21 protein-coding genes and 1 pseudogene are annotated in these 23,751 nt (G+C 47.0%); 15 read left to right on the forward strand and 7 right to left on the reverse strand.

The genetic code is table 11. The annotated features are described in order from the left end of the window. From VIM72_RS15785 to VIM72_RS15805, 5 genes and pseudogenes are all read left to right on the forward strand, one after another. A pseudogene (locus VIM72_RS15785) lies at positions 1-777 on the forward strand (SusC/RagA family TonB-linked outer membrane protein); the annotation flags it as partial. 17 nt (positions 778-794) lie between these two features. After that, positions 795-2,465 carry a RagB/SusD family nutrient uptake outer membrane protein gene (locus tag VIM72_RS15790; protein WP_332003788.1) on the forward strand — a complete coding sequence of 557 codons (1,671 nt, stop codon included), beginning with the start codon at positions 795-797 and terminating at the stop codon, positions 2,463-2,465. 121 nt (positions 2,466-2,586) lie between these two features. Next, the gene (locus VIM72_RS15795) at positions 2,587-4,107 is read left to right on the forward strand and encodes a glycoside hydrolase (RefSeq protein WP_332003789.1); all 1,521 of its coding nucleotides are present in this window, start codon (positions 2,587-2,589) and stop codon (positions 4,105-4,107) included. A gap of 10 nt (positions 4,108-4,117) precedes the next feature. Then, on the forward strand, positions 4,118-5,923 hold the full coding sequence (locus tag VIM72_RS15800) for a glycoside hydrolase family 35 protein (protein ID WP_332003790.1): 1,806 nt from the start codon (positions 4,118-4,120) through the stop codon (positions 5,921-5,923). A 92-nt stretch (positions 5,924-6,015) separates the two neighbouring features. After that, on the forward strand, positions 6,016-6,702 hold the full coding sequence (locus VIM72_RS15805) for a hypothetical protein (protein ID WP_332003791.1): 687 nt from the start codon (positions 6,016-6,018) through the stop codon (positions 6,700-6,702). 10 nt (positions 6,703-6,712) lie between these two features. On the opposite strand, the gene VIM72_RS15810 is transcribed toward VIM72_RS15805, so the two are convergent. Next, positions 6,713-7,627: an S-adenosyl-l-methionine hydroxide adenosyltransferase family protein gene (locus VIM72_RS15810; protein ID WP_332003792.1), complete on the reverse strand. Its 915-nt coding sequence runs from the start codon at positions 7,625-7,627 to the stop codon at positions 6,713-6,715. Between the two features lie 86 nt (positions 7,628-7,713). Between VIM72_RS15810 and VIM72_RS15815 the strand changes: the two genes are divergently transcribed. The 3 genes from VIM72_RS15815 (at position 7,714) to VIM72_RS15825 (ending at position 10,045) form a co-directional block, all read left to right on the forward strand. Beyond that, positions 7,714-8,535, forward strand: a complete 822-nt coding sequence (locus tag VIM72_RS15815) for a helix-turn-helix domain-containing protein (RefSeq protein WP_332003793.1) — start codon at positions 7,714-7,716, stop codon at positions 8,533-8,535. 67 nt (positions 8,536-8,602) lie between these two features. Then, positions 8,603-8,851: a GNAT family N-acetyltransferase gene (locus tag VIM72_RS15820; RefSeq protein WP_332003794.1), complete on the forward strand. Its 249-nt coding sequence runs from the start codon at positions 8,603-8,605 to the stop codon at positions 8,849-8,851. 96 nt (positions 8,852-8,947) lie between these two features. Next, positions 8,948-10,045: an acyltransferase gene (locus VIM72_RS15825; protein ID WP_332003795.1), complete on the forward strand. Its 1,098-nt coding sequence runs from the start codon at positions 8,948-8,950 to the stop codon at positions 10,043-10,045. A gap of 12 nt (positions 10,046-10,057) precedes the next feature. On the opposite strand, the gene VIM72_RS15830 is transcribed toward VIM72_RS15825, so the two are convergent. Then, complete coding sequence (locus tag VIM72_RS15830; protein ID WP_332003796.1) at positions 10,058-10,954, reverse strand: alpha/beta hydrolase; 897 nt, start codon at positions 10,952-10,954, stop codon at positions 10,058-10,060. A 71-nt stretch (positions 10,955-11,025) separates the two neighbouring features. After that, positions 11,026-11,178, reverse strand: coding sequence for a hypothetical protein (locus VIM72_RS15835; RefSeq protein WP_332003797.1), 153 nt, complete (start codon positions 11,176-11,178; stop codon positions 11,026-11,028). Positions 11,179-11,409: 231 nt separating this feature from the next. Between VIM72_RS15835 and VIM72_RS15840 the strand changes: the two genes are divergently transcribed. The 6 genes from VIM72_RS15840 (at position 11,410) to VIM72_RS15865 (ending at position 14,932) form a co-directional block, all read left to right on the forward strand. Then, positions 11,410-11,883 (forward strand): carboxymuconolactone decarboxylase family protein, encoded by a 474-nt coding sequence (locus VIM72_RS15840; protein WP_332003798.1) that lies wholly within the window; start codon positions 11,410-11,412, stop codon positions 11,881-11,883. Between the two features lie 35 nt (positions 11,884-11,918). Then, positions 11,919-12,257, forward strand: coding sequence for a YciI family protein (locus VIM72_RS15845; protein WP_332003799.1), 339 nt, complete (start codon positions 11,919-11,921; stop codon positions 12,255-12,257). A 61-nt stretch (positions 12,258-12,318) separates the two neighbouring features. Beyond that, a complete protein-coding gene (locus VIM72_RS15850; RefSeq protein ID WP_332003800.1) occupies positions 12,319-13,569 on the forward strand; it encodes an RNA polymerase sigma factor in 1,251 nt (416 codons plus the stop codon). Continuing rightward, entirely contained in the window at positions 13,553-14,134 is a 582-nt protein-coding gene (locus tag VIM72_RS15855; RefSeq protein ID WP_332003801.1) for a Crp/Fnr family transcriptional regulator, read from the forward strand. The genes VIM72_RS15850 and VIM72_RS15855 overlap by 17 nt, the downstream gene beginning before the upstream one ends. A 74-nt stretch (positions 14,135-14,208) precedes the next feature. Beyond that, on the forward strand, positions 14,209-14,616 hold the full coding sequence (locus VIM72_RS15860) for a DUF4267 domain-containing protein (protein WP_332003802.1): 408 nt from the start codon (positions 14,209-14,211) through the stop codon (positions 14,614-14,616). Next, entirely contained in the window at positions 14,606-14,932 is a 327-nt protein-coding gene (locus VIM72_RS15865; protein ID WP_332003803.1) for a hypothetical protein, read from the forward strand. Before VIM72_RS15860 ends, VIM72_RS15865 begins: the two co-directional genes overlap by 11 nt. 52 nt (positions 14,933-14,984) lie before the next feature. Here VIM72_RS15865 and VIM72_RS15870 read toward each other — a convergent pair whose 3' ends face one another. The 4 genes from VIM72_RS15870 to VIM72_RS15885 form a co-directional block, all read right to left on the reverse strand. Further along, positions 14,985-16,739, reverse strand: coding sequence for a SusD/RagB family nutrient-binding outer membrane lipoprotein (locus VIM72_RS15870; protein WP_332003804.1), 1,755 nt, complete (start codon positions 16,737-16,739; stop codon positions 14,985-14,987). A 17-nt stretch (positions 16,740-16,756) separates the two neighbouring features. Further along, positions 16,757-20,305 (reverse strand): SusC/RagA family TonB-linked outer membrane protein, encoded by a 3,549-nt coding sequence (locus VIM72_RS15875; protein WP_332003805.1) that lies wholly within the window; start codon positions 20,303-20,305, stop codon positions 16,757-16,759. 325 nt (positions 20,306-20,630) lie between these two features. Then, complete coding sequence (locus tag VIM72_RS15880) at positions 20,631-21,782, reverse strand: FecR family protein (RefSeq protein WP_332003806.1); 1,152 nt, start codon at positions 21,780-21,782, stop codon at positions 20,631-20,633. A gap of 71 nt (positions 21,783-21,853) precedes the next feature. Next, positions 21,854-22,462 (reverse strand): RNA polymerase sigma-70 factor, encoded by a 609-nt coding sequence (locus VIM72_RS15885; protein WP_332003807.1) that lies wholly within the window; start codon positions 22,460-22,462, stop codon positions 21,854-21,856. 199 nt (positions 22,463-22,661) lie between these two features. On the opposite strand from VIM72_RS15885, the gene VIM72_RS15890 reads away from it, so the two are divergent. Continuing rightward, the gene (locus VIM72_RS15890) at positions 22,662-23,627 is read left to right on the forward strand and encodes a phosphatidylinositol-specific phospholipase C (RefSeq protein ID WP_332003808.1); all 966 of its coding nucleotides are present in this window, start codon (positions 22,662-22,664) and stop codon (positions 23,625-23,627) included. Positions 23,628-23,751 lie beyond the last annotated feature (124 nt).

Genomic DNA, 23,751 nt, shown 5'->3' on the forward strand with positions numbered 1-23,751 from the left:
CTCGGATATGACAACACCACCGGTGGCGGTTTCCACTACAACATTTCAGGTAACATCACCTATGCCAAAAACAAGATCATCTTTATAGATGAAGCCCCCGGCACCCTGTCTTATCAAAGACAAACCGGCGGCCCAATGAACACTTCCCTGCTGTATGATGCCATCGGTATTTTCCGTACAGCCGATGAGCTGAATAAATATCCACACCCTGAAGGCACGCAACTGGGCGACCTGATTTACAGGGATGTTAACGGCGATGGGAAAATCAACGCCGATGACCAGATCAGGACCAAATATGGTAATATCCCGGAAATCACCTACGGTATTATATTAGGTGGTGATTACAAAGGATTTGATTTATCGCTGTTATTTGCCGGGCAAACAAATGTGAGCCAGTACGTGCTTCCTGAATCCGGCACCATCGGTAACTATTACAGCAGCTGGGCCGACAACCGCTGGAGCCCCAGCAATCCGAATGGCTCTTACCCGAGAGTGGATGAACGTGCCTCCTCTTCCGTAAGCGGCGGCCGTTTTGCCAACACTTTCTGGCTCAACGATGCGTCTTTCCTGCGTTTGAAAAACGTATCACTGGGCTATACTTTCAGTTCCGAAGTTTTATCCCGTATCAGGATCGGCAGCCTGAGAGTGTATGCTAACGCATTTAACCTTTTCACCATTACCAGGGTAAAAGATTACGATCCGGAAGGAACCAGCAGCAGCGGACAGTTTTACCCCCAGCAGCGGATTATCAATGTGGGTGTAAATGTTAGATTCTAAACCAGAAAAAATAAGTCATGAAAACAACGCACTTTATATACAGCTTAACTTTAGCAGCCGCAGGATTACTTACTTCCTGCAAGAAGGATTACCTGAACATTACACCTACCGACCGTATCCTGGGCGAGGCCGTACTGGCCGATTCCGCCCTGTTCCAGAATTATGTGATCAACCGTTACCTGAGCATTAAGCTGCAGGACAAAGAAGGAGAAGGTACAAATCCCGGTTTCGGAAGAGGTTTTGAATACGGGCTGTGGAGCTCCATTACCGACGAATCCATTTACAACAATGATGATAATACCTGGATCATCCAGCAGGGGCAGATGGCGCCGGAAAATACCGGTATCGCAGGTACCATCTGGGGCAGAAGCTATCGCAGTATCCGGGAATGTAACTACGCACTGAATAATATAGACAGCGTGGAAATGAGTGTTGCGCTCCGTAAAAAGCTGACTGCTGAACTACGCTTTATCCGCGCCTACCGGTATCATGACCTGATCCGTAACTATGGTGGCGTGGTAATGATGGGCAACAAAGAATACCAGCTCACCGACAACCTCACCGATCCCGCTTTATTTAAAAGGGCCACGCTGAAGGAATCCATGGATTATGCAGTAAGCGAGCTTACCGCCGCAGCTGCCGATCTGCCGCTCACCAACGACGATAGCTGGAAACTGGGCAGGGCTACCAAAGGCGCCGCACTAGCGTTAAAAGCACGGTTGCTCTTATATGCCGCCAGTCCGCTGTACAATGTAGGCACCTGGCAGGCAGCAGCCGATGCCGCCAAAGCAGTGATGGACTTGTCGCAATACACCCTGGCAGCAGATTACAGCCAGTTGTTCATAAAACCTGATAACAACGAAATTATTTTTGGCCGCCGTTATGCCGTGGGCGCGCGTCACGTATGCCTGGAAATATCCAATGGCCCTAACGGTTATGGCGGATGGGCCGGTAATACACCGCTGCAAAACCTGGTAGACGCTTATGAAATGAAGAACGGTAAGCAGATCACCGATCCTACCTCCGGTTACAATGCACAAAACCCTTATGTAAACAGGGATCCGCGGTTCTATGCCACTATCCTTTACAACGGCGCTTCCTACCGGGGATCTACCATACAAACATTTTCTCCCGGTGGAAAAGATGGAAAGGATGGCCCTTCCAACTGGAACTCTACCAAAACAGGTTATTATCTCCGCAAATTCATGGATGATAACAACCCTATAGACAATCCCTGGAACGTAGCCGGGTTACAGCCCTGGATCTACATCCGCTATGCAGAGATACTGCTGAATTATGCTGAAGCGCAAAATGAAGTCGCAGGACCTGATGCCAGTGTATATGCTGCCGTTAACCAGATCCGTCAACGCGCCAGCGTACAGCAGCCCGTACTTACGCCGGGCCTGAGCAAAGACCAGATGCGGACCGCGATTCAACATGAAAGGCAAATTGAGCTGGCATTTGAAGAACATCGCTTTTATGATGTACGGCGGTGGAAAACGGCGATTGTAACAGAAAACGTACCCGCTTATGGTGTAGACGTTGCCGTTAGTGGCGGCGTATATACCTATACAAGGAAAATAGCGCTGCAGGGTCGCCTGTTCAGTGAAAAAAATTACTGGCTGCCTATTCCGAGAGCTGATATACTGGCCTCCAACGGGCAACTGGAGCAGAACAAAGGTTATTAAACCCTCATCCGCTTTACACAAAGTCGCCGCGTTGGCTTGCCGGTTGTCATAATTGAAAGATATTTAACAGCCATTTTACTACTTTCCGGCGGCTTTGTGTAAAGCAAAGCGTTTTAGGAACATGAAAAAAATCTTCTGCCTGCTGCCGCTGTGCCTTGCACTGCACACCGCATTATCACAGCAAAGCAATAGCAACGTTATCCAGGTAAACATCGACTTACAAAAAACTGCGCAAACGATCCGCAACTTTGCGGCCTCCGATGCATGGGCAGGTCAGTTTACCGGTAACTGGCCGGACAGCAAACGTAACCAGATCGCCGACTGGCTGTTCAGTACCGATACTACCGCCGATGGTCAGCCCAAAGGTATCGGCTTATCCATGTGGCGCTTTAATATCGGCGCAGGCAGTACTGAACAGGGCAACAACAGCGGCATAAAAGATGAATGGCGTAGGGCGGAATCATTCCTGCAGGAAGACAATACCTACAACTGGAAGAAACAATCCGGGCAGTTATGGTTTTTACAGGCCGCGAAACAACGCGGCGTTACAGAGTTCCTTGGTTTTCTGAATAGTCCGCCAGTAATGTTTACCCGTAACGGCAAAGCATTTGCCGATAAAGGAGGGAGCAATCTTCCCCGGGAGAATTATACTGCCGTTGCTGTTTTTTTGAAAGATATAATACAAGGTATCCACTCCACCACGGGCGTTCAGCTCAATTATATCAGCCCGGTGAATGAACCGCAGTGGGATTGGAGTGATGGCGGACAGGAAGGCTGTCCCTATAATAATGAACAGGTGGCCGGTTTCACCAAAGCCATCAGCAAAACTTTCAGCGAAGCAAAAATCCCAACAAAAATACTGGTACCGGAGGCAGGTAAAATCAATTACCTGTATGCGCCGGAAGACAAGCCGGACAAAGGTTCACAGATAAATGCCTTTTTCGCACCCAGCAGCGCTACTTATTTGGGCAACCTTCCCAATGTATACAAAGGTATTGCCGCACATAGTTATTTCACCACCTCCCCTGAAGATACGGCCACTACTATACGAAAACAGCTGCATACCGCGCTGAAAGGGCTGGAGTTCTGGCAGTCGGAATACTGTATCCTGGGCGATAATGCCGGGAAAATAAACGGCTCCGGCGTAGACCTGGGTATGGATGCCGCACTGTATATGGCGCGTGTGATCCACTCGGATCTTACCATTGCCAACGCCGCAGCCTGGCAGTGGTGGCTGGCTGTCTCGCCTTATAATTATAAAGACGGATTGATTTATATAGATAAAAATAAAACAGATGGTCAGCTCCGCGATACCAAAATGATGTGGGTGCTGGGTAACTACAGCCGGTTTATAAGACCCGGCGCCCAAAGGGTTCAGGCTAATGTGAGCGGCAGCGCTGCTTCGAAGGACTTCTATCTGTCTGCATATAAAAACAAAGACAATACCCTCCGGATAGTAGTGATCAATAATGGTAACACTGCTGCCAGCACCAGCATACACTGTCAAGGGTTAAAAGCGGGCAGTATGCGCAGTTATACCACCAGCGCAGCAGGCAACCTGCAGCCAGGTGATGTCCGGGGAAACACCGTCCTTATTCCACCACGGTCAGTAGTTACAATAACAGGTAACCTTAAGCAATAAACTGTAGACAATGAAAAGATTAAGCGTTGTTATTTTAATGGTATTGTGCAGCTTCCAGTTATCCGCACAGCATACATTCCAGCTGGGCGACTCCACCTTTCTGCTGGATGGGAAACCCTTCCAGATGATTTCGGGAGAGATCCATTACCTGCGCGTGCCACGTGAAAGCTGGCGCGACCGCCTGAAGATGGCAAAGGCAATGGGACTGAATACCATAGGCACCTATGTGTTCTGGAATATGCACGAGCCCCAGAAAGGGCATTATGATTTTTCCGGCAACAACGACGTTGCCGCCTTTGTAAAAATAGCACGGGAAGAAGGATTATGGGTAGTGCTCCGTCCCAGCCCCTATGTTTGTGCAGAATGGGAGTTTGGCGGATACCCATATTGGCTGCAAAATATAAAAGGTCTTGAAGTACGCAGTAAAGAACCACAATATCTCGCTGCCTACCACAACTATATTAAAGCGGTCGGAAAACAATTGGCAGGATTGCAGATCAACCACGGTGGCAACATCCTGATGGTGCAGATAGAAAATGAATATGGCTCTTATTCCAATGACAAAAGTTACCTGGATATTAACCGGAAGATGTTTATTGACGCGGGATTCGACGGGCTTTTATATACCTGCGATCCTGCGGCGGATGTAGCCAAAGGCCATTTACCGGGCTTGCTGCCTGCCGTAAACGGCATAGATGATCCGCAAAAAGTAAAACAACTGGTAAGGGAAAATCACAACGGGAAAGGCCCTTTTTATATTGCAGAATGGTATCCTGCATGGTTCGACTGGTGGGGACAAAAGCACCATACCATCCCTTATGAAAACTTCCTTGACCGTTTAGACCGCGTGCTCGCTGCTGGTATTTCCATTAACATGTACATGTTTCATGGTGGCACTACCCGCGGTTATATGAATGGCGCCAATTACAACGACAAGAACCCTTATGAGCCACAGATCAGCAGCTACGACTATGATGCGCCGCTGGATGAAGCAGGAAATGCTACGCCTAAATTCATGAAGTTCAGGGAAGTGATTGCACGTCATCTGCCAGCCGGGGTGACCTTACCGGAAGTGCCTGCGAAGAAACCGGTGATCACTACACCGGTAATTAGCTTTACGCGCAGCGCCGCCGTTTTCAGCAAACTGCCAGCCGCTATCAAAAGCGTAGATCCGTTAACGTTTGAAGACCTTAACCAGGCCTATGGATTTGTGCTCTACCGCACTTCTATTCCCGGCGGGCACAGTGGCCTGCTGAAAATAAAAGACCTCCGCGATTACGGCCTTGTATTCATTAACGGAAAAAGAGTGGCTATCCTTGACCGCCGCCTCGCGCAGGACAGCGTGGAAGTAACACTTCCGGCGGGCACTGTAACCCTGGATATCCTCGTGGAAAACCTGGGGCGCATCAACTTTGGCCCTTACCTGTTGAAAAACAAAAAAGGTGTTGTTGGACAAGTGTTGTTTAATGGTCAGGCCATCCACCAGTGGCAGCAGTTTAAACTTCCTTTTGATGTACAGCCGGCGGTAACGCCTGCCGCTGCTGGTACAGATGTACCGGTGCTGAAAGAAGGCAGTTTCACGCTTTCCGCTACCGGCGATACCTACCTGGATATGACGCAATGGGGCAAAGGAGTGGTATGGATCAATGGCCATCACCTGGGCAGGTACTGGCAGGTAGGCCCGCAGCAAACACTGTATGTACCTGCTGAATGGCTGAAGAAAGGCAACAATAAGATCACCGTACTGGAACTGATCAAACCTGCTGCAAATACTCTGCAGGGCATTGATCACGCTATACTGGACGTACTACAATAACACTAGAGAAGTTTATAAAAAGCTATTGGCACGGTTTTTCCGGGTCAATAGCTTTTTACTTTATATTGTATCCTTAATCCCACCATTGCCGTATGAAAAAAATTGTACTGTTAGCAATTGCCTGTATAGCCGGTTTACCGGTTTTCTCACAACGTTTTGTGCATGGTATAGGGTTTTCTACTTCCATAGATCATACTTCCCGGGGCGGAAGTATCCCCAGCTTCGGTTTAACCTACGCTATCCGTTATAACGTACTGGAAACGGATAAGATGACGATATCTGTGGGCATTCCCCTTACCGCTGGTGGTTCCGGCGGATCGGGAGAAGGAGAAGAGATGGATTGGTATTACGATGCCGACGGTAATATCATATACTATTACACCGGCAGGCAAAAAGATGGGCCGGTGAAAAAATTCCGGTCGATGGTAGATATACCGCTTATTATCAATTTTAATTTTGGTGCGTTTTCGTCGTTTGATAATAAAAAAGCCGTGGGATTCTTTGCAGGTGGTGGGCTGGCCTATCATTACGGCCCTGTAAATGTTAAGTACAAAGACGTTAACGGGGGCACGCTTACAGATTCTATTACCCAGCATTCCTTTGGACCGGTAGGTAATATCGGTATGCGGATAGGGCTTGGTAAAAAACAGAACGGCGCCATTGAAGTAAAGGGCTCTTTTATGAAGAGCTTAGCGAAACGGCAGCCAGATATTTACGTTATCAGCTTATTGTATATACTTCCGAAACTGGGCAAACACGGTAATCCTTTCGGCTTGTAATGAACTTCTTTCACTTTTTGGGCAACAACATTACTTCCACACTCCATTCACTTCCGCTTCCTATATGATAGGCAGCTGCAAAATTACCCATGTTAAGCGCAAACGATAATTGCATTAAGCTGTTCAGGTAGCTCAATGGTTTTCCTTCCGGCACCGCGCCAAAAGTCTGGCTGTAAGGCGCGGCGGTCTGGTGCACTTTTTTCCCATTGTGAAAAAATGTTACCTGCAGGATATCGCCGTATTGCGGATGCAGCTGGTTAAGCAGGTCGGCGCCGATGTTGGTCCATATGTTGCCGTACTGTACATCCAGTACAGAGATATTGCCTTTCAGTTTTCCATCTTCCAGTACTGCCGCCTGGTAAGGAATCTTTACTACCTCATTCGGTAACAACGGTCCTACTTCTTCAAAGGTAATAGCGCCGGATGCCAGTCGTGCGCCGGTATAGGCATATACATCCCTGCCATGGAAGGTATAGGATTTCTGAGAGTCTTTACGGCGGTTTACAGCTTCATTGATCTCACGTATTGCTGCAATGCCTTCTGAGGCGGCAATAAGGGTAAGCGTGCCATTGTCGGGCGTTACTATAAAGTGGCCATTATTTGTTTTAAGCACCACCGATTTGCGGCTGGTACCTACACCAGGGTCCACTACCGATACAAACACTGTACCTTCTGGCCAGTAAGGAACTGTTTGTTCCAGCCGGTAGGCGGCTTCCCATATATTATACGCAGGGATTTCGTGGGTGAGGTCATATAGTTTCAGGTCGGGCGATACGGTGTTAGCTACGCCCTTCATAGCTGAAACGGCACCATCTTTCAAACCAAAATCAGACTGGAAAACAACGATCTTATTCTGTGCAAATGTAAGACTGGCAATTACTGTGAGTACCAGGCTGCCGATGAAACGGAATAATGCGATTCTCATGGGATGAGTTAATTAGTCTGCAAAACTAAGGGTTATCATGAAATCATTAAAAAATCTTACCTTGAAGATAATTCATTTGCCATCACATGAGGTACCAGGAGTTGCCACCGCCATCCTATCTTAAAAACCACGTCCGTTATTTCTGGACGCTGGAAAGTAGTGGCATTACCCATGAGCCCCAAATTTTCGGGCCAACGGCAGATGGATGTCCTGGTCTGATTTTTCAGCAATCTGCAGATGGTACTTTCTACCAGGAAAACAAAGAGCTGCCTGACCTGCTGTTGTATGGCCAAACCACCAGATATACGGAGCTGCATATAACCGGCAGCATTTGTTCAATAGGAGTAATTTGTTACCCGCATGCCTTGAAATCCATTTTCGGCCTGAATGCCGAGGAATTGACCAACTCCTGTATGGACCTGGATATACTGGCAGTTACCAAAGATTTTTACCTGGCAGAAAGGTTAGGTAATGCGCCTTCTTTAACAGGGAAGATAGATATCATCTCCACATTTCTATTTAACCAGATCAATAAGAACAATACATCGGCCGACGAGATCACGCAGTTTGCGTTGTCACAGATCATAGAATCGGGCGGGAGTATTGCATTAAAAGACCTGCAGCAGCAATTGCAGCTAACGGAAAGAAGTTTTGAGCGCCGGTTTAAACAGGGCGTTGGCATCTCCCCGAAATTATTTTCCCGGATATGCCGTTTCCAGAATTCCTTAAAGCAGTTAAAAAGCAACAACTACAGTAAGCTGTCTGATATTGCTTTTGAGCACGACTATGCCGATCAATCCCATTACATCCGGGCCTTCAAGGAATTTGCCGGTTTTTCTCCTTACCAGTACCAGAAAAAATCCACCAAAGCCGAAGTGGGTAGTAATTTCCTGCTGATGCCTAAATAAAATTCCCGCTTTTTTATTGTTCCTGTTTAAGATAGTTCCTTTAAATTGGGCGCCAAATAACACGTGTATGGAGATTTTTGCATCTACGCCCCGGTTGATTTTAAGGGAACTGATACCGGCTGATGCTGCCGGCATGTTTGAACTGGATTCAGACAAAGCCGTGCATTTATACCTGGGAAACAAGCCCGTGAGCACTATTGAAGAATCGCGGGAGGCGATACAGTTTATCCGGCAACAATACCTGGAGAACGGCATTGGCAGATGGGCTGGGGTGGAAAAGGGCAACCTGGCAATCGTTGCATGGCTGAGCGCATGATACTGACTGAGGTGTAATTACAGCCACCCGGCTTAACTTGCTTTACACAGAAGTGACCGGTGTTGCCATCCTTTACCCTCAATCAGTATCCCATTTATGAAGATTAACAGCATACAGTTATTAAGGGCAGTTGCAGTTATCCTTGTGGTACATGTACATGCCATAGATCTACAGGAAGCATTCACCGTTTCCCATCAGCAAAAATTCTATTTCCTTGAAAATTTCGGCGCTATTGGTGTAGACCTCTTCTTTGGTATCTCCGGGTTTATTATCAGTTATGTGGCCAGTGATTATTTTGGTGCGCGTGATGGGGTGGATTTCCTGAAGAAACGTTTCCTTCGGATCAATCCCATTTACTACGTAGCGAGTGTGTGCTATATGGTGTTCTTCTGTTTTTTTGACCAGATGTACCCCGTTACTGCTATCCTTTACGGATGGAGGGACACGTTGTTTATGTTACCCGTACTGAACTCCCAGAAGTGGCTGGCGCCAATTCTTGTGGTGGGCTGGTCGCTTAGCTTTGAGTGGTGGTTCTATTGCCTGTTTTTCTTCCTGATCCTGCTCCGTACAAGATATAAAACATTATTGCTGTTACTTGTTATCCCTGTGCTGGTAACAGCGGGACAGCTGTTGAGACCAACAGATTTCCGGCTGATATTTTACACCAACCCTATTATGCTGGAGTTTCTTTTCGGGGTGATCATTTTCTGGCTATACCGGCATGTGAAGGTAGCTACCGGTATAGCGGGACTGCTCCTCCTTTTGGGAATAGCTGGTTATGTTTACAATATTGTTTATGGCTTTGGAAATATATCTGAGCTGAGCAGTGTTACCAGCGGTACCGGCAGTTTGAAACGGGTATTGTTATGGGGCTTGCCCAGTGCGTGCATCCTGGCCGGATGTATTTTCCTTGAACAGCAGGGTGTGTTAACAAAGCTCTGGAATAACAAGCTGGGTTTGCTGATAGGCGATGCTTCCTATTCTATTTACCTTACCCATTATACTTTCTATTATTTTATCGCGCAGATATATGCTTCCACCGGTTACTTCCTGAATGCCGATCTTTCGGTTATTGTGCATATGGTACTGGCGGTGGCAGTGGGCATTTTCTTCTACTACAAAGTAGAGCGGCCGCTGATAAAGCTGCTGCATTCAAAGCCCACTGCGCGACCTGTTCATACGGCTATGCCATGATTTAATATCAGATCAGGGGGTGTTGGGGATCCAGCCCCCTCTTTTCATCCACCACAACATGGGATCGAGCCATTCATTTACAGGTAACCGTTGGGTAAAGCCATGGTTGCCGGTGGGATAGAGATGCAATTCAGCAGGGATACCTCCTCTCAGCATGGCCTGGTAAAAGGCAATACTGTTATTTACATTCACTACGGCATCATCGCTGGTATGGGTGATATAGGCCGGTGGCGTATTGTTGTTCACCCATTCCTCATTGGAAAAGAAGGCGATCTTTTCTTTGGTGGGCTCATTCCCCAGCAGGCTGATGCTTGATCCCTGGTGGGCCAGGTCTTTATTCATACTGATCACCGGATAAACGAGGATCATAAAGTCGGGGCGCAGGTCCGTATTTTCCTTATTGGGGATATAGCTACGGCCGCTGTGCGTACCCAGCGTAGACGCCACGTGGCCGCCGGCTGAGTAGCCTGCAATACCGATCTTATGGGGATCCAGCCCCCATTCTGTTGCATTCATGCGTACCAGCTTAATGGCCTGTTGCGCATCCTGGAGAGGCCCCATGCTTTTATCCCGCATAGTGGCATCTGAAGGCAGGCGGTATTTTACCACGAAGGCGGTAACCCCTTTTGTAATAAATGCTTCAGCTATTTTGGTGCCTTCCTCCGCAAAGGCCAGGAACGCATATGCGCCGCCGGGGAAGATGATCACTGCTGCGCCGTTAGGCTTTTCAGGCTTATAAATGGTGACGGTGGGGACATCTGCCGGGGCGGTGTTACCGATACTGTTAGGAATGGAATCCTTGTAAAGGGGCCTTACCTCCTGGGCTTTAGCGGATATAATAGTAAATGACCATGTGAAAATAAAAAGGGCCAGCATTTTACCGATGCGCGGATAAGTTTGTACAATCATCCGTCAAAAGAAAAAATTCCTGCCCACCGAAGTGTTTTGCAATTGTGAAAGCGATGTGATTAACAAATGATTTACCCCGGAGTTGCTGCCTGCAGGGAAGTAGTGATGCGCTTAACAAATGATTTAGTCACCCCGGAAGCCACTGCCAGCAGGGAACCAGGCCATGCAGGTAGCCATTGCCCCGCCCGGCGCCAGTCGTAATCTTTGCCGGAGCCTGCATCCACCAGCTCAAAGCCGGTAATATCCCTACAATGATTCTTCTAAAACCTCGTGCTTTTGTATGCTTTTACCAGGAGATAAGCGCCTTGTTACTGCCGGCCACATGCGTGGATACACCCTCCCCCATCTGCCTGAGAAAATTTTTAAAAAAATTTCCGGGGAGATGTCCAATTTCCTTTTTACCGATCCTTATTGGTGTATAAACGAACAAATTTTCACCAATAAAACTTATAAACATGACACAGAGAATTAATCTGCTGACCAATGGCGCCAACGCAGTAAAAGCATTATCCGGAGTAGGTAAATACCTCGCAGAATCAAGTATTGAAAGATCTTTGCAGCACTTAATTTACTTCCGGGTATCAGAAATGAATGGCTGCGGATTTTGCCTGGATATGCACTCCAAAGATGCCAGGGAAGAAGGAGAAACAGAACAACGCCTTTATATGCTGGCGGGCTGGAGAGAAGCTACAGTGTATACCGATCGTGAACGGGCAGCCTTTGCCTGGGCAGAAGCTGTAACCAGGATCACCAACAGCGAGGTACCGGACGAGGTATACAACCAGGTGCGCGCGCAGTTTACAGAAGAAGAAATTGTAGACCTGACCATAGCCGTTACTACCATTAACAGCTACAACCGTCTTAATATCGCCTTCCGCACCGCTGCAGGAAGTTATACACCGGGATTATTCAAGGTGAAAGCGAATTAATTCATATATTTCACCATGAATTAAATGATAAAGAAATGAAAGAATTCTTATTGTTATTCCGCCAGGCCGATTTCTCATATCGTGACTTATCTGCAGAGGATTTCCAGGCGCTGACAAAGAAGTGGCACGACTGGGCGGGAGGCATTGCCGCAGAGGGAAAACTGGGGAATACTGGCAGCCGACTTGCACAGGAAGGAAAAGTACTGAAACCCGGAGGCGTTATTACCGACGGCCCGTTTGTGGAGATCAGGGAAAGACTGGGCGGGTTCCTGGTGGTAAAATCCGATACGCTGGAAGAAGCTACCACACTGGCGCACGGTTGCCCGGTACTGGAAGTTGGCGGCAGCGTTGAGATCAGGGAAATTGTTTCATAAACGGCATCAGCGGAAAATAAAGAAACCACTCTTTCGTTAGAGTGGTTTTTACTGTTTTAATATGGAAAAGGAACTCGAATCACTGAAGCATTTATTTAAGCAGGAATTCTCCAAGATGGTGGCTGTGATCAGCAGGATTTTCGGGTTACAGCATATTGAAATCGCGGAAGATATTGTGAGTGAAACATTTTTACTGGCCTCCGAAACATGGGGTATGAAAGGGCTTCCTCCCAATCCAACTGCCTGGCTTTATACCGTAGCCAAACAAAAAGCAATACATCATTTCAGGAGAAATAAAATATTTGATACAAAGGTACTGCCTGAAATAACAGCCCGGCAGGAACTGACCGATGATGCGACAGCGCTGAACTTCTCCCAGGAAAACATCCAGGACAGCCAGTTGCAAATGCTTTTTGCCGTATGTAACCCCGCTATTGCCAGCGAAGCGCAGATAGGCCTGGCATTGCGCATCCTTTGCGGTTTTGGGATAGATGAAATTGCTGAAGCTTTCTTATCCAATAAGGAAACTATTAATAAAAGACTATTCAGGGCCAAAGAGAAGCTACGCGCAGAGAAAATCAAAATGGAGCTTCCTCCTGAAAACGATATCCCCCGGCGGCTGGACAATGTGCTGCATATTATTTACCTGCTTTTCAGCGAAGGGTATTATTCACAGACACAGAACCAGATCCTGCGGCAGGATCTTTGCCTGGAAGCCCTGCGCCTGGGCTTAATGCTTGCTGCATACGACAAAACCAATCTTCCCAAAACAAATGCGCTTATTGCCCTCATGTGCTTTCATGCGTCCCGCTTCAATGCCAGGCAGGCCGGTGAAGGCGAGGTGGTATTGTACGAAGCGCAGAATGAAGCCCTGTGGGACTATTCGTTAATTAACCAGGGCATTCATTTCCTGCAGCTTTCTGCCGAAGGCAGTGAAGTAAGCTCCTACCACCTGGAAGCCCGTATTGCCTACTGGCATTGCATAAAGGAAGACACCCCTGAAAAATGGAATGAAATACTGCAGTTATACAATGTACTGTTAATGATCAATTACTCTCCCAGTGTAGCCCTTAACCGTACCTTTGCTTTGTATAAAGCAAAAGGGCAACAGGAAGCACTGGCAGAAGCGGAAAAATTAAAGCTGGAGAATAATCATTTTTACTATGTATTGCTGGGAGAACTGTATAAGAATATCGACAATAATAAAGCCAAAGCAAGTTTTGAGAAAGCCTGGGATCTGGCTAAAACAGATACGGAAAAACAAGGCATACAGGCGCAGTTAAACCGTTTTACAGATGAGTATGCACACTAACCTGATCAACGCTATCGGGCATTTTATCCGCCTGGATGAAGCCGAAAAACTATTTATCTCTTCTTTATTTGTAAGCCGGCAGTTCCGGAAAAATGATTATTTCCTGCGGCAGGGGCAGGTGTGCCGCGAAGTGGGATTTATTGAGAAGGGATTGATCCGTTACTACGGTATAAAAGATTCCGGTGAAGAAGTGACGTTTGATTTTGGAAGAGAGCATGATTTCACCTGCAACTATGAGAGTTTCCTTGACCACTCGGTTTCCCGGCGCAGCATCCAGTGCATTGAACCGACAGAAATTTTATGCGCATCGTATGAAAACCTTCAATTGCTTTACAACAAAGTAAAAGAAGGCGAAAAGTTTGGCCGTTTAATTTGTGAACAGCTATATGTATACGCTATTAAAAAGGCCACCTCTTTTTATGAAGATCCGCCAGAACAGCGATATCTGCATTTTATAAACAACTACCCGGAGCTGCAGCAACGTATTCCCCAATACTACATTTCCTCTTTCGTGGGTGTAAAACCGCCGTCGCTAAGCAGGATCAGGAAACGGCTGATGACCTGAATTTATTAACCCGGGTGAACGAACCGGCGAAAAGCGGTGTATACCTTTGTTGCATCATCATAAAAAAGCAACAAATGAAAAACATCTCTGAAAAAACCGCCTTCTATGCTACCTTATCGATGGGAGCGCTACTGGTATTTATTGGCCTCCGTTTTCTCTTTAACCCACTGGCAGCAGAAGCAGGCTTTGGCATCAACGTACCTGTAAACGGCAATTTTTCCTTTCATTATATCAAAGGCATCCGCGACCTGTTTACCGGTATCGCCATACTTGGCATATTATGGACCGGGGAGCGCCGCGCATTGGGCGTGTTAATGCTGGCAGGCGCCATTGTTCCCGTGATGGACTTTTGCCTGGTACTCCATAACCCGGCATATACGGTTGATAAACTGATCCCTCACCTGGTGGCTATTGTGATGGCATTGGCGCTGGGAGGATACTATCTTGCTTTCACCACTAAAAAAACATCCCATGCTCTTTAGTATTATCTTACTGCTTCACTTCGGGTGTTTTTTAGGATACCTTGCTATACTGGTAACCCAACGATCAGATTATCACACAAAGATCCGGGACCACAAGGGACTGATACTCGGTATTGTTTTGCTGGTAACAGGTATAATACTGGTGGCCCTGAAATATCCACAGGTCAATTATTATAAAGTAGTTCCCAAAACCGGTATGTTCCTGCTGGTAACGTTGATCAATATACGTTTTACAAATAAGCCCTTTACTAAAACTGCTTACTATGCCTTAGTGGGACTAACACTTGCGGCGGCATGTATCGCGGTGTGGCACTAAAAAAGAGAGCCGGCTAAATAAGCCAGCTCTCTTCCGACATCATTGCTCTCTGCTATTGATAATTGTAATTATCCCAGTAAGGATTTTTTGCTCTTGCTGCAGCAGGTACCCAGAAAATAGGGCTGGTCAGATTATTTTCACCGGCCACTTTTTTGAAATTATCCGGGTTATTGGTCAGCTCGATGGTTGGATAACGCACCCTTTCCGGCATTGGTTTCCATACGGAAGAATGCCAGGTAAACGGTTCCAGTTTCGGATGACGGGTCCTTCTCAGCTCTGCCCAGAGCTCATACGGCTGATAGAGATTGAGATGGATGTATTTCTGTTGCATCAGGATTTCCATTTTATCGTCCAGTGTAGGGGCGGCGGTGAATTTGGCTTTAACCACATCTCCCCATGCGCTAATCACTGCATCAGATGGTTTTGATGGATATACCATATTTGTTTGTTCAGGTGTCATCTGGGTTTTGGCATAGCTGCTCAGCTGGTTAATGGTATACCAGAAGGCAACGGAGTGCGTTACTTCATCTTTGATATGCTCTTCAGCTGATTTACCTGTGTTAGCTAATCCTTTCAATGCAATTTCCGCCAGCAGCAGATCCAGTTCTCCCAAGGTGCTCATATATACCGGCATCTTGGAATTCCGGTGGAACGTGGCATGATTGTAAGTGGATTTTGCGTTGGTGGAAAAAGTAGAAGCAATATTATCTGCATATGGATAGTATTTTTCCCCACTATTATACAATGCAGTTTGTTCTTCAATATTGGCAGATACCCCACGGTAATCCATATACTTTGTTGGCATGGCCAGCACAGGCAAACGGGGATCGTCAATTCCTACCTGGTAAGCAGGTGTACCATAGTTCAGCCTTTTCATGATGATATTCGGAATGAAAGACGCGAAGGTATTTTCATATACGCCGCGGATCCATGTTCCGCCACCAGTAGGATCTATATCGAACCAGTAGAACCAGTAGAGATCTGTTTGCGGCAAAGGCTTTGCCAGTGTCGCCTGGATCAATGGTTTGGCATACGCTTCTTCCACACCGGCAATTCTTACCAGTAATTTAAGCCTGGTGAAATTGATCAACGCTACCCACTTATTGATATCTCCATGAAAAGCAATATCCTGTTCAGTAAAAACGGTCTGGGCAGCGGCCGACATCTGCGAATAGGCGCCTGGCAGGCCATCTACAATAGTTCCCAGCTCCTGTATAATAGACTGATAGATCTCTTTCGGATCATCATACTTAGGGAAAAGATATTTCGGCTCTTTTTTAGCACCCTGGAAAGCATCTGAATAAGGAACGGAATTAAAAAAGTCCACCAACTTCGCACTCTGGTAACATTTAATAAAGCTCGCCAGTTTAAGGTATACATCTCCATCCAGTTTAAGCTGCCCTGTACGTGCATCCACAGAATCACGGATCACTTCATAATTCTTCAACCGGGTATAGCTATGCTGAAAAAAGGACTGACCATTGATGGGAGAATCATCAAAGCCGTTACCCGTTGTTAAATCATTATAGGTAGAAAACCAATCGTAACGGTAAGATACAAACCGCTGAGCCACCTGTTCATATCCCGTAATACTGGTACCGCCATTGAGGAGGTAATACCATTCCCCATAGTCCTGCGCAAATATTTTATTGTTTGTAAGCACGCCGGTGAATAAGCCAGGCACCACATCTATATCACTGCCTGTAGAGAGCTTGTCCTTGTCGTAGAAGCGATCTTCCAGGTCCTTTTTACAAGCTCCCAGAAAGGAAGCCGAGAGCAGGAAAATATATAAATAAGCTTTTTTCATTTTTTTCAGTTTATACATTAGAAAGCAACATTTAACCCCAGGGAATAAGTCCTTTGGGAAGGGTAGATGGTATTTTCCACGAAAACATCTGCGCCCAATGCTCCTTCCGGATCTATATTGGGAATAGATTTATAGAGGTAGAACAGGTTACGGGCAGCTGCTGTGATAGTGAGCCGCTGCATCTTTATCCTTTTGGAAATTTCCGTAGGCAATGTATAAGAAAGCGCTACTTCCCTCACCTTGATATAGTTGTTTTTGAACAGCCTGTCGGGCGGGAAAGAAGTAGCCAGGTCGTTGGCGTAGCTTCCATAGTAAGTAGCGGCACTGGTGATAATATCGTTGGTTACGTATTTACCATTGTCGTCCACTTTCATACCCGGCAGAACCAGGCCATCGTGGTATACTTTACCGTCTTTGGATTGGGCCGGCGCCGGCTGTGAATGCTGCCAGGGCACCTTCTGGTCGCTGCTGTTGATGTAGTAAGCCAGGCCACCATTTTCTTCATCACGGTACTGCATGGTATTTTCCAGCTGGCCCACACCTGTTAAGCGGTTGTTGGTATAACTGAAAATAGTACCCCCGTATTTATAATCCAGCCCGATACGGAAATTGAAGTTTTTATACATGAAGTCGGAGATAAACCCGCCGTATACCTTTGGCATTATATTACCGGCTACGGTTGTTTTCTGATCGTCGAGAATATAGATACCCTGATTGTTGACTACTTTATTGCCGGCTTCATCGCGTTTATAGTCCAGCATAACAATTTCACCATATGGACGGCCTTCATCTGCATGAATAGAAGCTGCGGCGCCATTGATCAGGTTACTGAACGGATAGTTGGTAACGCCCTGGTACAGATCCATTACTTTCGATCCCTGGCTGGCAGCGTTCAGTGTAAGGCTCCAGCGGTAGTTTTTACCCACCAGCGGCACGCCTGTTAACGCCAGTTCAAAACCCCAGGCTTTTACATCCCCTGCGTTTACAATCATACCGGTAGAACTGGAGGCAGAAGAAATAGGCAGGCTGATGATCTGGTTATAACGGTGATTGGTATAGAAGGAGAAGTCGAGGATGATCCTGTCCTGAGGCAGGAAAGTATTGTTGATACCCACTTCGAATTCCCTTTTGCGTTCCGGTTTCAGCGCGCCCGGTAACAGTTTATCCGGTGGTGAAACGGAATTGGCGCCGGTGCTCGGAAGTCGGTTGTATCCATACAGATTATTGGCAAAATAACGGGTGGTACCATTACCTACGTCGGCCCAGGACAATCTCAGCTGCCCGGTGTTTACGCCGGCAAGCGGGAAGCGTTCTGTATAGTTCCAGGTAAGTGCGGCGCCGGGATAGAAGTACCTGTTGTTTTCAGGAGGAAGTGTAGAGTTCCAGTCCTGGCGGCCCTGTAATTCCAATGTAAACTCATTTTTCCAGGACAAAGCAGCGGATGCCAGCAAACTGTATAATACATCAGATCCTCTTGTGTAATTCCTCAACAGGTAAGCATTATCTGCATTTGGTGTGCCCAGCTGGTTGGAAAACGAGTACCAGTCGGGGAAGGTAAGTCCGCCAACTGTGTTTGTTCCAAGATAATCTACATTACGCAGCCTGTATACACCACCACCGAATGCAAACAACCGGAGATCGTTATTCAGGAAGGTTTTATTGTAGTTTAGTAATGCCTGGTAAGTTTGAGTGGTGGAATTTTCCTTTGCTACACCAAAGCTTCCTTTGTCTACCGTTGGCAGCACCCTTGTTACGCTTACCTGCGTATTATAGTTGGTGTTATCATAATCCAGCCCGGCCTGGCCCACAAGGAAGATATCTTTCGTAAAGTTCAGCGTTACCTTGGCGGAGGTGATCATGTGGATATTCTCATCCTTATAGCGGTTCATTTTGGTGTTCCAAAGGTATTCGCCAAGTTTGTTAAACGCATCCGATACACGGGCATTGGAAAGGTCTCTTTTATAACCGGTGGCATCTATATAATAAGGCCATATCAGGTTATAATCATAGTCAACCGGGTATCCCCACGCTACAGGCCCATCGTTTTGTGAACGGCGGTTTTGTGTAGAGATGCTGTAGATATTGGAGATCACTTCAAAAGAAGCCAGTTCAGATGCTTTGATATTACCGTTAAAGCTGAAGGAGTTCCTTTTCTGCCAGGAGTTATCGCCGGAAATATCCTGGTAGTTATAGTTGGTATAGGAAGCCCTTATGCTACCTTTTTCATTGCTGCCGGCAATAGCTACGTTGGCAGAAGTGGACTGGCCATTCTGGAAAAGGGACATGAAGTTATTCGGATGTGGCGAATTCTTCACCATGGAGCTATCGTAGAACATCACATTAGCCCCATCGAAAGCGGGCCCGAAGCTGAAGCGTTTGTTGGGCAGCATCCTGGTTTGTACGCCATTGATAGTGGCATAGGTGGTATCATAAAGATTATCGCCCAGGCCGTATTTGGTTTGCAGTTTCAGGTAAGATACCGGTTGCTCAATGGTATGCTGCACATTGGCTGTCATACCGAAACCTTTTACATTGCGGCCGTTTTTAGTAGTAATGATCATTACGCCGTTTGCCGCATCGCTGCCATACAATACAGTAGCTTTTGCGCCCTTGAGGATATCGATCGATTCAATATCATCAGGGTTGATATCATTGATACCGGCGCCATAGTCGAAGCCCTGTCCTACGTCACCGCCTATCTGTGTTTTACGGTCGCTGAGAATAACGCCGTCTACCACAAACAGGGGCCTTACGTTCTGATCGGGGTTCATACTGGCTGCACCGCGGATATTGATCCTTACGCCGCCCTGCGGACCGGAGGTACCAACGTTTACACCAACACCTGCCGCCTTACCGTATAAAGCCAGGAAGGGGTTCATGGTAGTACCGGCCTTTGTAAGCTCATCTGCTTTAATGGTGCTGATAGCGTATCCCAGTGTGCCCTTCGGGCGTTTGATACCGAGCGCCGTTACCACCATTTCATTCAGCCCGCTGGAAGCGGTAGAGAGGGTTACGTTCAGGAAAGTGGAAGTGCCCAGTGTGATGGATTTGGGTTCAAACCCTACCGAGGTAAAAAGCAGTACCACATTGCCATCCGGCACATCAAGACTGAACCGGCCCTGCACATCTGTGGTAACACCGGTTTTAGTGCCTTTAACGAGGATGGTTACACCCGGTATAGGCGACCCTGTGCTGTCCTTTACCAGGCCGCTTATTTTACGAAGCACCACTTCCGGTATCATCATGTAGGGTAAGGCATGCTGCAGTTGTATATCTTTTTCTTTTACAGCGATGATCTTGCCGATCACCTCATAGCTGAAAGGCTGATCTTTAAACAGCAGGGCCAGTACTTCCTCCAGGGAACCGTTCCGGATGGAAATGTCGACCGGCTTGCTTTTCGTAAGCATGGCATCTTCATACCAGAATTTATAGCCTGACTGTTTTTTTATCTCTTCAAATACCTTCTGGATCGGTGCGTTCTTTTGCGACAAAGTGATCTGTTGCGACAGACTTTTTGCGCTGATCTGCAAACAAACTACCGTTAAGAGGATAGCTGTAATTTTCATTTGCTTAATCAGTTGTTTTTTTATCCTCAGATGGGCACCTGATTTCCGGAATGTCAGGACGCGATCTTTGATGGTTGATAATAGCCCGGGTATATAGACGGGCTTTGCATGACAATTAGATTGCATACATTTGTAGTGTTTGGGTTGAGATAATTCTTGATTTCTGCTAAGTATTGATGTCAGGTACCAGAGACCCAGGCTTTTTGCCAGGGGCGGGTGAGATCGCTCCTGGTTTTTTATGCCTCGGTTCTTACCACACGTCGTTCAGGGACCGTTATTCATGGTAATAGTGATTTGGTTGATATAAAAAATTAGATCTGGTTGCCTACGGCATAACGATCAGCTTCCGTTGTTCCATTTTAAAATGGATCCTGCTTATTTCCAGTAGCCGTAATAATTCAGACAGGTTGGCGTCGCGTGGAATATCTCCTGTGAACCTTCGGGAGGGTATAGTTCCGTTATATACCACCTCCACATCATACCAGCGTTCCACCTGTCGCATGATTGTTTTGATATCTGCACTTTTAAAAGAGGTAAGGCCGTTTTTCCAGGCAACTGCCAGGTTTACATCGGCTTTTTCTATTACTTCCATCCGCCCGTTTGGCTCCAGTAACGATTGTTCTCCCGGCTTCAATAAGCTGGAAGCACTTGCCTGGCTTACTTTCACGGCGCCATCCAGCAGGGTAGTTCTCATGGCTGCCTCATCGGCATAAGCCATTACATTGAAGCTGGTGCCCAGTACCGCGATGCTGGCGTTATTCACTGATACAAAAAAAGGCTGGCTGGCATTCCGGGCTACTTCAAAATAAGCTTCCCCGCTTAGTTCCACCCGTCGTTCCTTTCCAACAAAAGCGGTAGGGAATTTCAGGGAAGATGCCGCATTGAGCCACACCTTAGAGCCGTCGGGCAATTCCAGCTGGTACTGCCCTCCTTTGGGCGTTTTTAATGTATTATAGGCTATTGTATTGGCAGATGACTGCCTGTTTTGGTCGTATTTAAGCATTCCGGGGCTCACATGCAGGTTTGCCTCTCCTTGTTTGGCCAATGTACCTTTGAGGGTACTATCGAGCGCTATTTCCTTGCCATCGGCCAGTGTGAGCATTGCCTTTGGCCCGCCTGGCCCCACATCTTTTTTTGTGTTTGCTGCTATGACCGGTGGTTGCTTTTCCGCTTTCCTGGTCCTGGCAGCCAGCAGCCATGCGCCGGCGCCGGCAATCAGCAACAGTACCGCAGCAGCCCAGCGCAGCCAGCGCACCGGCCTTAACGGCCCTGGTAACGATTCCTGGTTCAGTTGGGGCGAGGGAAAAATGTTTTCATCTTCCTCACCAGACCTGATCCAGGCTTCCTCTATCAGCAATTCCAGCTGCGTTTGATTATCTGCCGCATTTAAAAAATCACTTAACTCGGATTCCTCCGCCTGGGTGATCGTTTTGCCCGCATATTGGCTAAGCAGATAGCGCAACCTGGTATTGTCCATTAGCATAGATTGATTCTATACTATAAGACAGCAGGAAGTATAAAAAAGAGGTAACGGGAGAAAAAAAATTTTCAGATCGTCAATGGCGTAATCAGAACAAGTATCAATACATTGATTTCCGGGTGAGCTATAGCATAGCTCCGGATGGAACGGAGCGCAAGTACCATATGTTTTTTTACCGTTTCCAATGAAATGGCCATACGTTCTGCTATTTCGGCCTGGCGAAGCCCTTCATCCCTGCTTAAAAGATATACCTTCTGCCGCTGGGCAGGCAATTCAGAGATGGCCTGGTCTATTATGCGCCGGTAATTCCTGATAACAGCATCCTCTTCTTCCCCCTGTGTGGCCACGCTCATTTCCCAGGCCTGCTTTTGGGCCAGTTCCCGGCCCAGCTTTTTCAGGAAAGACAAACTATAATTCCTTGCCACCGTATACAGGTAGGAATGGAAATGCTCTACCTGGCTTAATTTCTCCCGTTTTTCCCATATCCTGATAAATATTTCCTGTACAATTTCTTCTGCAAGGGGCCTGGATCCTGTAAGCTGCATAACAAAGGCTCCCAGCCTGTTTTGGTAGGTGTGGAACAGATGTGCAAAGGCGGCTTCATCGCCCTGCGACACTTTTAATAGTAAATCCGGTTCACTATTTAATTGCACGGTATTCAAAATAAATTTGGACACTTCCTCTTATAAGCAAAATCTGGTTGATGTGGTACGACCGTGACATAAAGATAGACATTCCTGTGCTGATAAAAAATCACACCTTTTCGTTACGCGACGGATTGTTAATTCCACATCAAAGATTGTTAACCCACAATTAATTTCCACTGCAATGAACCAAACGGTATTGTCCTGTATTTTTAAGATAAATACTTTCACTATGAACCTAAAAACCCTCTCCCTGGCTTTGGCCACATGCTCTCTTTTTGGCTGTAAAAAAGACCTGGTAAATCCGCAGGCAGCAGCAGGCATTGAAACAGCGAACAATACCGCGCTTACCAACACCTTAAACGTAACCCTTACAGGATGGATGGGCGCCATTGCAGACAATACCAGTCTGACCAGCCTTTCCATTCCCGGTACGCACGATAGCGGCGCCCGGGTGGAACCGGTTAGTGGTACCGCCAAATGCCAGAACCTCAGCATCCGCGAGCAGCTGGATGCCGGTACCCGCTTCCTTGATATCCGGTGCCGGCACATCGGGGATGCCTTTGCTATTCATCATGGCTCTATTTACCAGAACCTGAACTTTACGGATGTAATCACCGCCTGTTACGATTTCCTGGCAGCAAACCCTACGGAAACGATCATTATGTGCGTAAAGGAGGAGTATGACCCTACCAACAACACCCGCTCCTTTGAACAAACTTTCGACAGCTATACCCAGCTGCAGCCATCCAGATGGTACCTGGGCGACGCCGTTCCCAATCTCGGGCAGGTAAGGGGTAAAATTGTGCTGCTGAGGCGATTTGGCGCCTCCGGTACTCCCAAAGGCATTGAAGCCACCAACTGGGCCGATAACACTACTTTTTCCATTAATAACGCCAATTCCTCCCTTCGTGTGCAGGATCAGTACGTAGTGCCCGATAATAACGGGAAATGGACCAGTATCACCAACCTGTTCACAGAAGCAAAAAATGGCAGCTCATCAGTGCTGTATATCAATTTCACCAGCGGTTACAAATCGCTCATCTTCGGTATTCCGAGCATTACCACGGTATCGAATGCCATTAATCCACAGATCAATACCTACTTCACCAATAATGCACATGGCAGGTACGGTATTATTCCAATGGATTTTGCGGCGTCCGACAGGAATACGCTGATCATTAATACGAATTTCTAAGAACCGGGAGCCGGTAAAAAAGGGGTATCCAAAAACAGGATACTCCCTTTTTTATCCAGGCGCCTGGCGGAAACCGCTGCCTGTTTAAGGAACTGTAGATTGTTACCGTTATCATTCACCCTAC

Origin of the sequence: Chitinophaga sp., assembly GCF_036569185.1 — a bacterium.
GTDB lineage: Bacteria > Bacteroidota > Bacteroidia > Chitinophagales > Chitinophagaceae > Chitinophaga.